Origin of the sequence: Enterococcus sp. DIV1682a (assembly GCF_051711005.1) — a bacterium.
Classification (GTDB): Bacteria; Bacillota; Bacilli; order Lactobacillales; family Enterococcaceae; genus Enterococcus_B; species Enterococcus_B hirae.
Map to the genome: position 1 here is coordinate 2,887,501 of NZ_JBIOLT010000001.1, position 16,381 is coordinate 2,903,881.

Annotated in this window: 12 protein-coding genes, 2 rRNA genes and 1 other annotated feature (1 of these 15 cut by a window edge); of the genes, 3 read left to right on the forward strand and 11 right to left on the reverse strand. The window is 38.3% G+C overall.

Features of this window, described 5'->3' with window-relative positions:
* A 23S ribosomal RNA gene (locus IGJ23_RS13190) occupies positions 1 to 531 on the reverse strand (it extends 2,383 nt beyond the left edge of the window).
* A 232-nt stretch (positions 532 to 763) separates the two neighbouring features.
* Positions 764 to 2,323, reverse strand: a 16S ribosomal RNA gene (locus tag IGJ23_RS13195).
* Together the 16S and 23S rRNA genes form the textbook arrangement of a ribosomal RNA operon.
* Before the next feature lie 743 nt (positions 2,324 to 3,066).
* On the opposite strand from IGJ23_RS13195, the gene IGJ23_RS13200 reads away from it, so the two are divergent.
* From IGJ23_RS13200 to serS, 3 genes are all read left to right on the forward strand, one after another.
* Entirely contained in the window at positions 3,067 to 3,756 is a 690-nt protein-coding gene (locus tag IGJ23_RS13200) for a response regulator transcription factor (protein WP_010736768.1), read from the forward strand.
* A complete protein-coding gene (locus tag IGJ23_RS13205) occupies positions 3,743 to 4,951 on the forward strand; it encodes a sensor histidine kinase (RefSeq protein WP_025480278.1) in 1,209 nt (402 codons plus the stop codon). The genes IGJ23_RS13200 and IGJ23_RS13205 overlap by 14 nt, the downstream gene beginning before the upstream one ends.
* 44 nt (positions 4,952 to 4,995) lie before the next feature.
* Positions 4,996 to 5,208, forward strand: a binding site (T-box leader).
* Positions 5,209 to 5,260: 52 nt separating this feature from the next.
* A complete protein-coding gene (gene serS, locus IGJ23_RS13210) occupies positions 5,261 to 6,532 on the forward strand; it encodes a serine--tRNA ligase (RefSeq protein ID WP_053766574.1) in 1,272 nt (423 codons plus the stop codon).
* Between the two features lie 229 nt (positions 6,533 to 6,761).
* Here serS and fabF read toward each other — a convergent pair whose 3' ends face one another.
* The 9 genes from fabF to IGJ23_RS13255 all read right to left on the reverse strand — a co-directional run bounded on the left by fabF (position 6,762) and on the right by IGJ23_RS13255 (position 16,157).
* Positions 6,762 to 7,991, reverse strand: coding sequence for a beta-ketoacyl-ACP synthase II (gene fabF, locus IGJ23_RS13215; protein WP_094940640.1), 1,230 nt, complete (start codon positions 7,989 to 7,991; stop codon positions 6,762 to 6,764).
* Between the two features lie 416 nt (positions 7,992 to 8,407).
* The gene (gene guaB, locus IGJ23_RS13220; RefSeq protein ID WP_010720519.1) at positions 8,408 to 9,892 is read right to left on the reverse strand and encodes an IMP dehydrogenase; all 1,485 of its coding nucleotides are present in this window, start codon (positions 9,890 to 9,892) and stop codon (positions 8,408 to 8,410) included.
* Positions 9,893 to 10,212: 320 nt separating this feature from the next.
* Complete coding sequence (locus IGJ23_RS13225; RefSeq protein ID WP_010720518.1) at positions 10,213 to 10,908, reverse strand: DUF1129 domain-containing protein; 696 nt, start codon at positions 10,906 to 10,908, stop codon at positions 10,213 to 10,215.
* 86 nt (positions 10,909 to 10,994) lie between these two features.
* Positions 10,995 to 12,095 (reverse strand): redox-regulated ATPase YchF, encoded by a 1,101-nt coding sequence (gene ychF / locus IGJ23_RS13230; protein ID WP_010720517.1) that lies wholly within the window; start codon positions 12,093 to 12,095, stop codon positions 10,995 to 10,997.
* 8 nt (positions 12,096 to 12,103) lie between these two features.
* Positions 12,104 to 12,295 carry a DUF951 domain-containing protein gene (locus IGJ23_RS13235; protein ID WP_010720516.1) on the reverse strand — a complete coding sequence of 64 codons (192 nt, stop codon included), beginning with the start codon at positions 12,293 to 12,295 and terminating at the stop codon, positions 12,104 to 12,106.
* A gap of 120 nt (positions 12,296 to 12,415) precedes the next feature.
* Complete coding sequence (locus IGJ23_RS13240; RefSeq protein WP_010720515.1) at positions 12,416 to 13,306, reverse strand: ParB/RepB/Spo0J family partition protein; 891 nt, start codon at positions 13,304 to 13,306, stop codon at positions 12,416 to 12,418.
* Positions 13,293 to 14,060 (reverse strand): ParA family protein, encoded by a 768-nt coding sequence (locus IGJ23_RS13245; protein WP_010736770.1) that lies wholly within the window; start codon positions 14,058 to 14,060, stop codon positions 13,293 to 13,295. Before IGJ23_RS13245 ends, IGJ23_RS13240 begins: the two co-directional genes overlap by 14 nt.
* Before the next feature lie 11 nt (positions 14,061 to 14,071).
* Complete coding sequence (gene rsmG / locus IGJ23_RS13250; protein WP_010720513.1) at positions 14,072 to 14,785, reverse strand: 16S rRNA (guanine(527)-N(7))-methyltransferase RsmG; 714 nt, start codon at positions 14,783 to 14,785, stop codon at positions 14,072 to 14,074.
* Between the two features lie 340 nt (positions 14,786 to 15,125).
* Positions 15,126 to 16,157, reverse strand: a complete 1,032-nt coding sequence (locus IGJ23_RS13255) for an FUSC family protein (protein WP_034697652.1) — start codon at positions 16,155 to 16,157, stop codon at positions 15,126 to 15,128.
* Positions 16,158 to 16,381 lie beyond the last annotated feature (224 nt).

Consider the following 16,381-nt stretch of genomic DNA (forward strand, 5'->3'; position numbering starts at 1 on the left):
CTTCCGGGGTGCTTTTCACCTTTCCCTCACGGTACTGGTTCACTATCGGTCACTAGGGAGTATTTAGCCTTGGGAGATGGTCCTCCCGGATTCCGACGGAATTCCTCGTGTTCCGCCGTACTCAGGATCCTCCTAGGTGCCTTCCAAATTTCATCTACGGGGTTTTTACCCTCTTTGACTGACTTTTCCAAGTCATTCGACTATCTGAAAGAACTACCATATTGGAGTCCTACAACCCCAATGAGCAAGCTCATTGGTTTGGGCTTTTCCCGTTTCGCTCGCCGCTACTCAGGGAATCGAATTTTCTTTCTCTTCCTGCAGGTACTTAGATGTTTCAGTTCTCTGCGTCTACCTCGAATGCGCTATGTATTCACGCAAACGTAACATCCTATAAAAGATGCTGGGTTCCCCCATTCGGAAATCTCTGGATCATAGCTTACGTACAGCTCCCCAAAGCATATCGGTGTTAGTCCCGTCCTTCATCGGCTCCTAGTGCCAAGGCATCCACCGTGCGCCCTTATTCACTTAACCTTATCAACCTTGCGGTTGGGTTTTGATCTTTCTTCTAGCGATAGAAGTCCGATCAAGAAAATAAGCAATTGAACTTATTAAAAAACTCATTCAACGCGGTGTTCTCGGTTTGTATTACTAATTTACTTCAAATATCCAGTTTTCAATGAACAAAAATATATCTTTGAGAGTAAACCTCTCAAAACTGAACAAAGTGAAAAACAAACAGTGTAGTCTCCGTAATATTCCTTAGAAAGGAGGTGATCCAGCCGCACCTTCCGATACGGCTACCTTGTTACGACTTCACCCCAATCATCTATCCCACCTTAGGCGGCTGGCTCCAAAAGGTTACCTCACCGACTTCGGGTGTTACAAACTCTCGTGGTGTGACGGGCGGTGTGTACAAGGCCCGGGAACGTATTCACCGCGGCGTGCTGATCCGCGATTACTAGCGATTCCGGCTTCATGTAGGCGAGTTGCAGCCTACAATCCGAACTGAGAGAAGCTTTAAGAGATTAGCTTAGCCTCGCGACTTTGCGACTCGTTGTACTTCCCATTGTAGCACGTGTGTAGCCCAGGTCATAAGGGGCATGATGATTTGACGTCATCCCCACCTTCCTCCGGTTTGTCACCGGCAGTCTTGCTAGAGTGCCCAACTAAATGATGGCAACTAACAATAAGGGTTGCGCTCGTTGCGGGACTTAACCCAACATCTCACGACACGAGCTGACGACAACCATGCACCACCTGTCACTTTGCCCCCGAAGGGGAAGCTCTATCTCTAGAGTGGTCAAAGGATGTCAAGACCTGGTAAGGTTCTTCGCGTTGCTTCGAATTAAACCACATGCTCCACCGCTTGTGCGGGCCCCCGTCAATTCCTTTGAGTTTCAACCTTGCGGTCGTACTCCCCAGGCGGAGTGCTTAATGCGTTAGCTGCAGCACTGAAGGGCGGAAACCCTCCAACACTTAGCACTCATCGTTTACGGCGTGGACTACCAGGGTATCTAATCCTGTTTGCTCCCCACGCTTTCGAGCCTCAGCGTCAGTTACAGACCAGAGAGCCGCCTTCGCCACTGGTGTTCCTCCATATATCTACGCATTTCACCGCTACACATGGAATTCCACTCTCCTCTTCTGCACTCAAGTCTCCCAGTTTCCAATGACCCTCCCCGGTTGAGCCGGGGGCTTTCACATCAGACTTAAGAAACCGCCTGCGCTCGCTTTACGCCCAATAAATCCGGACAACGCTTGCCACCTACGTATTACCGCGGCTGCTGGCACGTAGTTAGCCGTGGCTTTCTGGTTAGATACCGTCAAGGGATGAACAGTTACTCTCATCCTTGTTCTTCTCTAACAACAGAGTTTTACGATCCGAAAACCTTCTTCACTCACGCGGCGTTGCTCGGTCAGACTTTCGTCCATTGCCGAAGATTCCCTACTGCTGCCTCCCGTAGGAGTTTGGGCCGTGTCTCAGTCCCAATGTGGCCGATCACCCTCTCAGGTCGGCTATGCATCGTCGCCTTGGTGAGCCGTTACCTCACCAACTAGCTAATGCACCGCGGGTCCATCCATCAGCGACACCCGAAAGCGCCTTTCAAATCAAAACCATGCGGTTTCGATTGTTATACGGTATTAGCACCTGTTTCCAAGTGTTATCCCCTTCTGATGGGCAGGTTACCCACGTGTTACTCACCCGTTCGCCACTCCTCTTTTTCCGGTGGAGCAAGCTCCGGTGGAAAAAGAAGCGTTCGACTTGCATGTATTAGGCACGCCGCCAGCGTTCGTCCTGAGCCAGGATCAAACTCTCATAAAAAGTTCGAACAATCTTGCGATTGTTAAGCTCAATTGTTTGCTAGCATATTGCTTGCTTGTTAAAAATGTTTGTTGTCTTGAATCAATCAAGACGCCCTACACATTTGGTTTGTCTTTGCTTTGTTCAGTTTTCAAAGGTCTACTTGATTAAAAGCTAATCAGTTGAGATTGCCGTAGCAACTTTTATATCATATCAGAGCGACGTTTGTTTGTCAACTCTTTTTTTAAAAGTTTTTTTGACTTCGTTTTTTAGAAGTGTTTCAGCAACTCATTTATCATAACTCGTCGTTTGTTATTTGTCAACAACTTTTTTGAAGTTTTTTTCGATAGAATCAAGCTTCGTAAGCTGTTGTTTTTTTACGACTCAGTTATCTTATCATGGTGTGATCCCTCTGTCAACAGTTTATTTTAACTATTTTCACTAGCGATCTTTGCTCTTTCGAACAAATAATAATATACCAACAGCAAAAATAAAAGTCAATAAGAAAAAAGCTGTTTTATCAACATTTTTAGCGTAATCGATCGTTCTAATCCTATAAGTGAGAAACGTTCGCTTTTAACATGTTTTTCATTAATGATAGCCTTCTCAGCATTGCGATTGTTCAGTTTTCTATTAATGAGCCACTTCACTTAGCTCTTACCTTCTAAAATTTTCCTTAACAAAGTGTTGCTTTTATCTATTTAGACATTTTTTTGCTAGAATGAATAGTAAATAGTATCATTCTAACTCTGGAGGAACAATCTATGAAAATATTAATTGCTGATGATGATAAAGAAATTGTTGAATTACTAAGTATTTATGTTCACAATGAAGGATACGAAGCTGTTAAGGCTTATGATGGGAAAGAAGCATTATCAAAGATTCGAACGATACCTGATATTGAGTTATTGATTTTGGATATTATGATGCCTGAAATGGATGGCATGCAGGTCGTTAAAGAATTACGAAAGGAATCGCAAATCCCGATTATCATGTTGACAGCAAAAACAACCGATATGGATAAAATTAAAGGGCTTGTTGCTGGTGCTGATGATTATGTTACAAAACCATTTAATCCTTTAGAAGTTATGGCACGCGTAAAATCTTTGCTTCGTCGAACAAAAATGCAAATCACACCGGATCAACCGGATATATTAGAAGTAAACTCTTTGATTATTAACAAAGATTCCCATGAAGTAAAAACAATTGATGGGAAAGAGATTCAGCTCACAGCATTAGAATTTGGGATTCTATACTTATTAGCAAGTCATCCTAATCGTGTGTTCAGTGCAGATGAAATCTTTGAGCGTGTATGGAAACAAGAAAGTATTGTTTCCGCAAAAACTGTTATGGTCCATGTTAGTCATTTGAGAGATAAGATCGAAGAAGCAACTGGTGGAGAAAAAGTCATTCAAACCGTTTGGGGAGTGGGCTATAAAATTGATGCAAGATAAAAAAAGAGGAACAGAAAAACGGCGACGAATCAATCTAACTTCTAAGGAAATCAGTGAGTTATTAGCAGAAGGTATTATCACCGTGATTCTCCTTCTACTATTAAATGTTGCGATTTTGGTTGTCCTTACTTCAATAATTAGTAGTTCCCCTTCATTGACTAATGCGATTTGGGATTCAAAAAATATTTTTGCTCAACGATTGAATAGTGATTTATTTTGGAACGGCCGAAATTTTCTGATTCCCCTTTTCTTTCTTTTAGATATCGGCGTATTATACTGGCGGTTGATCCGTCGCTACCGACAAATGCAACTACGTCATATTATTAGCGAGCTTCACTATATCGCTAATGGTAATTATGACCATCGGATCCCTTTTGAATTAACAGGTGATCTTAGTCGTGTAGTAACAAGCATTAATGGTTTAGTCGATAGTACAGTAGCTGCGATCGAAGATGAACGGAAAATTGAAAAATCAAAAGATGAATTGATTACTAATGTGAGTCACGATATCCGTACCCCTTTAACCTCTATTATTGGTTACTTAGGATTAATCGAAGATGGCCAGTATCAAACAAAAGAGGATCTTTTGAAGTATACCCATACAGCTTATATCAAAGCAAAACAAATGAAATTACTAGTGGATGATCTTTTTGAGTATACTAAAGTCAGACAACCAGCTGTTCCGGTCAATTTTTCGGCTTTTGATCTGATCCAGCTAATTGAACAACTAGCTGCTGATTTTGAATTAGAAGCATCAAAAAAGCATATCCAAATCCTTGTATCATCACAGGTTCCATCATTAACTATGGATGGGGACACCGAAAAACTAGTTCGTGTCTTTAATAATTTACTGACGAATGCTTTAAAATACGGCAAAGGCGCTACAAAAATTGTCATTGAAGTCGAAAAAGTTGGCTCAGAAGTCGTTGCGACAGTAAAAAACAATGGAGCTATGATTCCTCGAGAATCAATTGATAATCTTTTTGACCGCTTTTACCGAGTAGAAGAGTCTCGTTCACAAGAAACCGGTGGGACAGGTTTAGGTTTAGCCATTGCTCAAAGTATCGTTGCTTTACATGGTGGTTATATTTATGCTAAATCTGATAAACACTGGACTTCATTCATCATGCATCTTCCAATAAAAAGAAATGAAAAATTACCAATCAAAAGTCAGGAACATATTGACGAAAATTAAAATATCCGATATTCTTATTACAATCATTTCTATATATCATATCTATATAGCACAGAACCCAGTACATTTTATTTTTTTCAAGAGAGCTGATGGATGGTGTAAATCAGCAAAAAATAAGTTGGAAGTTCCAGTTCTTTGATGTGTACCTTTCGAAATAAGAAAGGTCGGTAAAACAGCCGTTATCTGTTAACAAGAGCAGCATATTTATATGTTGAACTCGGGTGGTACCGCGAATGTTAGACCGATTCGTCCCAAGATAATTGAGGGATGGATTGGTCTTTTTTTTATTATATTTAAGGAGGAATTGCAATGTTAGATGTAAAAATGATGCGTCAAAATTTTGATTATGTCCAAGAAAAATTAATGACTCGTGGGGTCAAAAAAGAAACCTTAGCTGAATTTATGGAATTAGATGAAAGTCGTCGAAAATTACTTGTTAAAACGGAAGAATTAAAAAAATATCGTAATGATGTTTCAGCAGAAATTGCACAATTAAAACGGAACAAAGAAGATGCAACAGCTAAAATCAATGAAATGAAAGAAGTTGGGGGCAACATTAAAGCCCTTGATGAAGAAGTAGCGCAAGTAGATGAAAAGTTACATCAAATTGCGACTACCTTACCAAATTTACCAGATGATTCTGTACCTGTTGGAAAAGACGAAGAGGACAACGTGGAAGTTCGTCGTTGGAACACGCCTCGTAATTTTTCATTTGAACCGAAACCACATTGGGAAATCGCTGAAAACTTAGGTATCTTAGACTTTGAAAGAGGGGCAAAAGTTTCTGGAAGTCGTTTTGTTTACTATAAAGGATTAGGCGCTCGCTTAGAACGTGCCGTTTATAACTTTATGCTAGATCAACACATCTATGAACATGACTATACAGAAATGATTACTCCTTATATCGTAAATAGTCGGGCTATGTTCGGAACTGGGCAATTTCCTAAGTTTAAAGAAGATGTTTTCCAATTAGAAGATACAGATTTGACATTGATCCCAACAGCGGAAGTTCCATTAACAAACTATTACAACGATGAGATCTTAGATGGGCAAGATTTACCGATTTATTTCACTGCTCTTAGTCCCGCATTTCGTTCGGAAGCAGGGAGTGCCGGCCGTGATACCCGAGGATTGATTCGTTTACACCAATTTAATAAAGTAGAAATGGTCAAATTCTCTGATGCAGAACATTCTTATGATGAGCTAGAAAAAATGACAGCCGATGCTGAAGATATTCTACAAAAATTACATTTACCTTACCGTGTAGTAGCATTATCTACTGGAGATATGGGCTTCTCTGCTGCCAAAACATATGACTTAGAAGTATGGATCCCTGCACAAGAAACATATCGTGAAATCAGCTCATGTTCAAACTGTGAAGATTTCCAAGCACGACGCGCAATGATCCGTTACCGTGATGAAGACGGAAAAATCCACTATGCTCATACACTGAATGGTTCAGGACTTGCAGTCGGCCGAACTGTCGCAGCGATCCTTGAAAACTACCAAAATGAAGATGGATCAGTGACTGTTCCAGAAGTATTAGTTCCTTACATGGGAAATTTAAAAGTGATAAAGTAGACCACCTTGTCTTATTTATATAAAGATGTCATGAAATAAGCGGTCAGCTCCTCGCTTATTGTTGAGGAGTTGCTTCTTGAACGCCGTTTATTCGTTTTTAGAGATACTAGAAGAGCCTGAGACAAGTTTTGTCCCAGGCTCACTAATCTTAATATGTTTATTTTCTTTTTAAAAAGGACTATTACCCCACTCTCTTCTTGTTCAGAAGTTCTGTAATTTACCGGCTTTTTTATAATTTTCTTATAATTATAGAGGTATTATGCCCACCAAAGCCAAAACCATTTGAAAGAATAATATTTGCTTGATGATGAATTTTATTATTGGGAATATAATTCAAATCACAATCTTCATCAGGTTCTGTCAGGTTAATAGTTGGTGGTAAAATATTATACTCCATCGCTTTCAAGCTAATCACTGCTTCAATGCCTCCTGCTGCACCTAATAGATGTCCTGTTGAGGACTTTGTAGAGCTAATCAATAATTGTTCAGCATGCTTTCCAAAAACCTTTTTGATTGCTCGACTTTCACTAATATCTCCAACTTTAGTACCTGTTGCATGCGCATTTATATAATCAATTTCATTTGCACTAATTTTCCCCATTTCAAGTGCTTTTTGGATGGCACGACTGGCTCCTTCTGAATGAGGTGTAGTCATATGATAAGCATCTGAAGTCATCCCGTATCCGATAATTTCACCTAAAATTTTCGCTCCGCGTGATCTTGCATGTTCGAATTCTTCTAAAAAAACGATCCCAGCTCCTTCTGACATGACAAAGCCATCCCTATTTTTGTCAAAAGGTTTCGAAGCTAAATTCGGTTGCTCATTCCTCGTAGATAAAGCTTGCATTTGGTTGTACCCAGCAAAAGCAATAGGTACAATCGAAGCTTCTGCTCCACCTGCAAGTATTGCTTCACTTAGCCCATATTTAATTCTAAGAAATGCTTCTCCTATCGCTTGATTTCCCGAAGCACAAGCTGAAATAGGACACAAAGTCACATCTTTAAATCCAGTCTTAATTGATACGAAACCTCCCGCTATATTGCCTATTGACTTAGGAACTACTAAAGGAGAAACACGATTACTTCCTTTCTTTTCCATAATGTTTTGATTTTCAATTAAAGAGTGAATACCACCTATTCCTGTACCAATCATAACGCCACATTTTTCCAAATCAAAATCCTTATGATCAAAACTCGCTTCAGATAGCGCTTGCATAGAACTGATTACTGAAAAATGAGTGAAACGATCTGTTCTCTTGATCTCTTTTTGATTAAGATACTGGTCAATCGCATAATCAGAAATAACTCCACCAATCCTTGTTTCTAAATTACTAAATTCCTCTGCTTCTATCTTTTTTATCCCAGAAATACCATTACTCACATTTGTCCATAACTCTTCTGCATTTTTTCCAGAAGAAGAGATAGTTCCCCTTCCAGTTATAACTACTCTTTTTATCATCTTATAAACTCCTTACTATCATAAAATAACAAAATATAAATATAACTCAGATATATTCTAACATATTAAAAAATCTTAACTATATAGTAATTTAACTAAAAAAAACAAAAATTTGTTATTAAAACATAATTTTTTTAATAAATTTATCGTAAAAAATGCTTATTAGCTCCTTAACCGCTCAACTTCACAGTGGTTTAAATTTATACAACAGCAGCTTAGTGGTCACTCTTATTTGGATATTGAGCAAAAACAACATAGTCAGACGAAAAAAAGTCATCAATCTTAAAATTTAGAAAAACAAATTTTAAGATTGACGACTTTTTTACTTTAAAAACAATGCTCTAAGTATTCTACTTATTTCGAATATTCACTTGACTCCTAAAGCGGAATATGTTGAGTCTTTTTCCCTTAATTGATTAAGATTCTACTGAATAGTTAGGTGCTTCTTTTGTGATTTGGACATCATGTGGATGGGATTCTTTCAACCCATTGCCACTCATTTGGATGAATTGTGCTTCGTCACGCAATTGTTTCAAGTTGCCTGCCCCAACATAACCCATACCAGATTTTAATCCACCGATCATTTGGAAGATAATATCCGCAACGCTTCCTTTGTAGGCCACACGTCCTTCGATTCCTTCTGGTACTAATTTATTCGCTTCATTGACGCTACCTTGGAAATAACGATCTTTTGAACCTTTTTCCATTGCGCCCAATGAACCCATACCACGATAAGTTTTAAAACGTCGGCCTTGGAAAATCTCAAATTCACCTGGAGATTCATCTGTACCTGCCAACATACTACCTAACATGACGGCATGCCCTCCAGCAGCTAATGCTTTGACGATATCACCTGAATATTTGATTCCGCCATCAGCAATAATTGCTTTGCCATATTGTCGTGCGACAGAAGCAGCATCATAAATTGCTGTTAATTGTGGTACACCTACACCGGCAACCACACGTGTTGTACAAATTGATCCTGGTCCGATACCGACTTTTACGACATCCACACCCGCATCATATAATGCTTTTGTTGCTTCCGCTGTCGCTACGTTACCGGCAATCAAAGTAGCATCTTTAAAGGTAGAACGAATTTCTTGGATTTTACGAATCACTCCAGCACTATGACCATGTGCTGTATCAATAACGATCGCATCTGCTCCTGCTTCCAACAAGGCACCTGCACGCTCAAATGTATCACTTGTAACACCGACAGCAGCAGCTACAAGTAGACGTCCATGTTCATCTTTGGCAGCATTCGGAAATTCAATTACTTTTTCAATATCTTTGATTGTGATCAATCCACTTAAACAACCATCATTGTCAACGATTGGTAATTTTTCAATTTTATGTTTTTGCAATATTTTTTCTGCGTCTTTTAGAGAAGTGCCGACTGGGGCTGTTACTAAGTTTTCTTTGGTCATCACATCATTGATTTCCATATGATAATCAGTTACAAAGCGCATGTCACGGTTCGTAATAATACCAACAAGTTTTCTGTTTTCTAAAGTCTCAACGATCGGTACACCGCTAATTCGATATTTGCTCATCAATTCTTCTGCATCTGCTACAAGATGTTGCGGTGTTAAGAAAAATGGATCAATGATCACACCACTTTCAGAACGTTTGACTTTGCGCACTTCGTCTGCTTGTTGACTAATTGTCATATTTTTATGAATAACACCTAATCCACCTTGTCTAGCCATCGCAATAGCCATCTTACTATCAGTTACAGTGTCCATACTTGCACTGATGATCGGGATATTCAACTTAATATTTTTTGCTAATTGTACACTCATATCCACTTCGTTTGGTAACACGTGACTTTCTGCTGGTATCAGTAAGACATCATCGAAAGTAAACCCTTTTTTCGTGAACTTTGTTTCCCAGTTGGACATTTTTAGTACCACTCCTCTAGTTTTTAGTTTATCTATTAAAATAATCGATTTTTTCTATTAAGTCAACCGTCTTCCCATAATCCGGACTGTTTCTAAGAATATCCTTATTATAAGCGCTTCCATCACAAGTCATATATGGTTAATAACGAGAAACTCTTTTAAGAGAAGCTACTGATTAAATTTACCAAGTTTCTCAAATTTTTGTTCTTTCTGTTTTAACCATTTCTCCATAAAAAATAAGAGACCACTATTCAAAACAAACAACTGTTTCAAATAATGATCCCTCATCATTGATATACATCGAATCGTACTTTAACGAATTATCTTCTAGGTACAGATAAACTTCCAACGATTCCATATTTTTTCTTCATGTAATAACGCAAAGCTAGTGCAGCAGCCCCAATAATGATGATAACTACTGGATCTAACAACGGATTCAGTACTGGAGGAAGAAGTGTGGTAGCGGAAAAGGCAACCACCCAGACCAATGTAGTTCCAGTTAAGATCAACAATGTTTTACCCATACCTGGCTTTTTACTACGATCTGCTCCCGGATACTCATATTGATAAATGTATTTATACATCAGGTAAAATACCCAACCACCAACAGCTGATCCAAAGACCAAAGTTGTGATTCCATAAGCTGGCGTTGTTCCACGTGAAAACAATCCGGTAATAGCAATCATGATACTCAACAAACCTAATAACAGGAATGTATTGTCTAGCCACATCAATAGTGGTTTAGAATTTACCTTTGCTTCAACTGGTTTGTTGATAATTGCTTCAGTTCTTTCAGAGACAGTTCCAAATAATTGTCTGGCTGTTTTTCCACCTTTTTGTTCAGACACTAAGGTTGGAAGGATGTCATGAAGTGCTTTTACCTTTTCCTCTTCGGATAGATTAGCTGCTTCTAAAGATTTTTTTAAGTCAAAAATATATTGTTGGTTTCTTTTAGTTAATTTTTCTTCTAATTGATTGTTTTCTTTTACAATTTCACGTAATTGTTCTGATTCCATGATCTAAATAGTCCTCCTTAGCCGCTACTTTAACGGTTGTCACAAAAGACATTCTAACATACTATACGTATCGTTTGATAGCCCTTTTATACATTAAAACGGAATAACATAACGTCGCCATCTTGGACTACATAGTCTTTACCTTCTAGACGAACACGGCCAGCTTCTTTGGCAGCATGCATATTTCCATAATGATCTAGATCTTCAAAAGAAACAGTTTCCGCACGGATAAATCCACGCTCAAAGTCTGAATGGATAATCCCAGCTGCTTGAGGTGCTTTGATGCCTTTTTTAAATGTCCAAGCCCGAACTTCTTGTTCTCCTGCTGTAAAGTACGTAGCTAATCCTAGCAAATCATAAGCTGCACGAATTAATTGATCTAATCCAGACTCTTCAATTCCTAAAGCTTCTAAGAATTCTGCTTTATCTTCTTCGTCTAGTTCAGCAATTTCTTCCTCTGCACGTGCGCTGACTACGATAACTTCTGCATTTTCTTCGGCAGCAAAATTACGTACAGCTTGAACGTAGTGATTCGTATCGCTATCTGCTACTTCATCTTCTGCAACGTTTGCTACATATAAGATTGGTTTGGTAGTCAATAAAAACAATGATTTAACGATTTTTTGTTCTTCGTCCGTAAATTCGATAGAGCGAGCTGAACGTCCTTCTTCCAGGACTGGCTTGATTTTATCTAAAACAGCTAATTCAGCAACTGCATCTTTATCTTTCGTTTTTGCGATTTTTGCTACTCGAGTATAGCGTTTAGTGATCGATTCCAGATCTGCCAATACTAATTCTAGATTGATCGTATCAATATCCGCTAATGGGTCAACTCGTCCTTCAACATGTGTGATGTTGTCATCATCGAAACAACGGACCACATGACAAATCGCATCAACTTGGCGGATATGACTTAGAAATTGATTTCCCAAGCCTTCCCCTTTACTTGCACCTTTAACGATTCCTGCAATATCCGTAAATTCAAATGTTGTTGGCACGGTTTTTTTAGGATGAACAAGTTCAGTTAAGCGTTGTAAACGCCAATCGGGAACTTCTACCATTCCTACATTCGGATCAATGGTTGCAAAAGGATAGTTCGCTGCTTCTGCTCCAGCTTTGGTGATTGCGTTAAATAAAGTTGATTTACCGACATTGGGTAATCCAACAATTCCAGCAGTTAATGCCATAGATTTATTCACTCTTTCTCTGCATTTTTTTCAAGTACTTTTTTTAATTTTTTCTCAAATTCTCGACGAGTCATCATAACGATGTGCCCGCAATTGACGCATTTGATTTTGATGTCCGCTCCCATGCGGATGATTTCCCAACGGTTAGTCTGACAAGCATGAGGTTTTTTCATTTCAACAATATCATGTAAGTCGTACATAAAAGTCCCCTCCTTTAGTCATTTCTCTTAAGAACGGTTCCCACGTCTTTTTTGATATTCATATAGTGATCGTAAAAATTAAGGTTGATTGGTCTGAATTGAACGCTTCTTTCCTATTACTTATTCTTCATCGAATTGAATATTAAGGATATCAAGGATTCTTGTCAAATCATTTTGCGAAAGGTACTCAATTTCAATCTTTCCTTTACCGTCTTTTTCTTGGATAGCAACACTTGTACCAAACTTATCCATCAAGCGGTCTTCACTTTCACGTATATAATAAGGCTTTTCTTTTGCTAATCGAGGGATTTTCTTTTTTTCTTTCCCATCGTTTTGATTTAATTGCGAAACAATTTGTTCCAACTGACGAACCGTTAGATTCTCCATAACTGCTCGATTCGCTAATTTTAGAATCAAACTTTTGTTTTTTAGACCTAATAAGGTACGAGCTTGTCCCATCGATAATCGTTGATCTTGGACCATTTCCTTCACTAAATCAGGTAACGTTAACAGACGGAGATAGTTTGCGATATATGGACGACTTTTACCTAAACGTTTCGCCACTTCTGCTTGCGTAAGTTTAAGATTTTTCATCAGCATATCATAGGCTTCAGCTTCTTCTAATGGATTCAAGTCTTCACGTTGCAAGTTTTCCAAAACAGCGACTTGCATCATTGCTTCTTCATCAAAGTCACGAACAATTGCAGGGATGGTCGCTTTTTCTGCTAACTTAGAAGCTCGGAAACGACGTTCACCAGCAATGATTTCATATCCTTTTACTGCCGAACGACGGACGATAATCGGTTGAAACACGCCTGATTGCTCAATGGAGTTTGCCAATTCTTGAAGCGAGACTTCTTCAAATGTTTTACGTGGTTGATAAGGGTTAGGGCGTAATTCGTTTAGTGGTAATTGTACAACTGTTTCATCTTCAACATCCACAGTTTCTAAATTCTCTAAATCTTGAAATAACGCATCGATCCCTCGTCCTAATCCTTTACTTTTCTTCACGGTTAACCACTTCCTTTGCCAATGCTTGGTAAACTTCAGCTCCTCTAGAACGTGGATCATAATCAATGATCGGCATTCCATGACTTGGTGCTTCTGAAAGACGAATATTTCTTGGAATAATCGTTTCATAGACCTTCTCACGGAAATACTTTCGGACTTCTTCCACGACTTCATTTCCTAAGTTCGTACGTGCATCATACATTGTAAGTAAGACGCCTTCAATCTCCAATTCTGGATTGAAATGCTTTTGAACTAAACGAACTGTATTGAGTAATTGACTCAATCCTTCTAATGCATAATATTCACATTGCACTGGGATCAGAATAGAATCGCTAGCTGTAAATGAATTAATAGTCAAATGACCTAATGAAGGTGGGCAATCAATCAGAATATAATCATATTGATCGTTCACTTCGGCTAAAGAACCTTTCAAGCGAGACTCTCTGGCCATCATTGAAGTTAATTCGATTTCTGCTCCTGCTAATTGAAGAGTGGCAGGCACAATACTCAAATTTTCATGTTCGGTAACAAGAGTTGCTTCGGCAATCGGTAGCTCATTGACTAAGACATCATAAATATCTTGAGTAACATCTGGTTTTCGAATACCGACACCACTTGTGGCATTGCCTTGTGCATCCATATCCACTAACAAGACTCTTTTACCAAGACTAGCTAAGCAAGCACCTAAGTTAACAGTGGTCGTCGTTTTACCTACGCCACCTTTTTGGTTTGCAACAGATATTATTTGTGCCATCTCTTCTCCTCCTACTTGATTGGTTGCTTATTTGGCATACCAGGTTTTCTTGGGTATTTTTTCGGGGTGACTTTCTTCTTTTGGATTACCAAAATATGTCGCTTGTCAGATATTTTCGGTAATTCTATCGCATCTTCTTTGATAAACTTTCCCCCTAAGATTGCGATCGCATGCTTGGCTTCTATTAGTTCTTCTTCGCTTTTTGCAGCTTTCAGCGCATAAAAGTATCCTTCTTGTTTCACTAGAGGCAAACATAGTTCTGCTAAAACATTCAATCTTGCTACAGCGCGAGCAGTCACTAAGTCAAATGAAGCTCGGAATTGAGGATTTTGACCAAATGTCTCGGCACGATCGTGATGAAGTGCCGCTGTGATACCAAGTTCTTTTGTTAATTCCGTTAAGAAATTGATTCGTTTATTCAGTGAATCAACGATCGTGATCTGTAAGTTAGGAAACGCAATTTTCAGTGGGATACTCGGAAAACCTGCGCCTGAACCTACGTCGCAAAGTGAAAGAGGCTGAGAAAAGTCCACCTCAAAAGCTAACGTTAATGAATCATAGAAATGCTTCAAATAAACGTCATTTTTTTCCGTGATGGCTGTTAAATTCATTTTTTCGTTCCACTCAACTAACCACTGATAGTAACGTTCAAATTGACTCATTTGTTGATCAGATAAATGGATGTCTTTATCTGCCAATGCTTGACGAAATTCTTCTGGTGTCATAATTAATCCTTTCATTGTGAAACAGCAATTGTTTCACGAAATCTCTTTTTACTTTAACGCAAAATGAATCGAGTTGCAATCTTTCTACCGGTAAATTTATAGGAGGTTTTAAAAAATTAAAAAGGAAGCACTAGGAAGTACACATCCTTCTATATGTAAGTAATTAAAAAAAATAAATGCCTTAACTAGGTTATCTCTAATTTTTAACGCCAGTTGATTTTTTATTTAAATTTAAACAAAAAATGAACACATATCAAATGTATGGGTTAAAAAAATCAGCTCGTCTTTGATTCTTACTTCAAAAACGAACTGGTTTTTTTATTGTATATACTTATATTTATTATTTTGTCTCTAATTTTCTTCGCACAACATTGAGATAGTGCTGTAACCCAACGGTCATGACCCATGCAGCACCTAAACCAATAAAACTTCCGATAACGATTCCCAAAAAGCGATATTCGATCAAGGAAATCAAGTATGCCCCACGAATGAGTGTCGATAACATCAGTGCCATCGGATTAAGAAAAATGTTGGCAACCGCATAATTTCTAGCAACCAAAAATTGTGAGATACCGTAAAGAAAAGTGATCAGAAAAATCGTTTGTAACTGAGTAAATGGTACAAAGGATAAAACAGCCGACACACATAAGCCCCCCATGGAACCAATCAAATATTGTACTTGCCGATGTTTCATTGCATCCAAATTCTCAGCTAAAAGAATAGAAGCACAAGAAAGAGTTAACCAGTAAGGATTGTGCAACTGCAATCCGTGACTAATATAGACGGAAAGAAATAAAGCAACACTGTAGAAAACAGAATCAATGATTACTAACGGTTCTTCTTGGAATCTCTCTTTTAAAGAGATTTGTTCAATGACTTGTTCTGGACGTGAATCAAGTAACTTGGTGATAACTGCAGCGATCAATGAAAACATGACACCCATGAAAAAATAAAGAGAAACCATTGGCAAATGATCAATCGGTAACTGCATACTTGTTCCCATCGCCGAAAGCATCGCAAAAAATAAGCCACCTGGTTTTGAAATATGGAACAACCGCAAAATAAACCGGCTGGCAAAAGCCACTACAGCTACAGCAAAAGGTTCCAACCATAAAACATAGGTTGATAACATTCCTAATACAAAGGCAAATAAAAGTCCACAACCAATAAAAAACATGCGCTTAATTAAATGTTTCATGGGTATATTTTGATAATAGAAAAAAGTAAAGATCCCTAATGAAGAAAAACTTGAAATCAAGAAATTCTGGTTTATGTATCCTAACCATAGTACGATAAAAATCAATAGCATAAGGTTCATGATACGAAATGGGTTATCTTGAATCTTATTAAAACGAAAATAAGTTTTGAACAACCAATCGCTCCTTTCTTCTATCTTTATTTAGATGTTGAGGCTCCAATGTTTCGCTCTCGTTTCTATCAACATCATTTAGTATAACAACAATTTCTTTATTTTTCATAAAAAATTAAGTGGGGTTGAGACAAAAGTGTTTAACATCGAGAAATAAGAAAGAATTTCCAGAAATTGACAGAAAACACAAACACTAGTTTTTGCTGTTGATTGTTACCTACTTGATG

Excerpts from the sequence above, each read along its gene's own strand:
- IGJ23_RS13200 (WP_010736768.1), top strand. The coding sequence starts at position 3,067 with ATGAAAATATTAATTGCTGATGATGATAAAGAAATTGTTGAATTACTA.
- serS (WP_053766574.1), top strand. The coding sequence starts at position 5,261 with ATGTTAGATGTAAAAATGATGCGTCAAAATTTTGATTATGTCCAAGAA.
- fabF (WP_094940640.1), bottom strand. The coding sequence starts at position 7,991 with ATGATAAAAAGAGTAGTTATAACTGGAAGGGGAACTATCTCTTCTTCT.
- guaB (WP_010720519.1), bottom strand. The coding sequence starts at position 9,892 with ATGTCCAACTGGGAAACAAAGTTCACGAAAAAAGGGTTTACTTTCGAT.
- IGJ23_RS13225 (WP_010720518.1), bottom strand. The coding sequence starts at position 10,908 with ATGGAATCAGAACAATTACGTGAAATTGTAAAAGAAAACAATCAATTA.
- ychF (WP_010720517.1), bottom strand. The coding sequence starts at position 12,095 with ATGGCATTAACTGCTGGAATTGTTGGATTACCCAATGTCGGTAAATCA.
- IGJ23_RS13235 (WP_010720516.1), bottom strand. The coding sequence starts at position 12,295 with ATGTACGACTTACATGATATTGTTGAAATGAAAAAACCTCATGCTTGT.
- IGJ23_RS13245 (WP_010736770.1), bottom strand. The coding sequence starts at position 14,060 with ATGGCACAAATAATATCTGTTGCAAACCAAAAAGGTGGCGTAGGTAAA.
- rsmG (WP_010720513.1), bottom strand. The coding sequence starts at position 14,785 with ATGACACCAGAAGAATTTCGTCAAGCATTGGCAGATAAAGACATCCAT.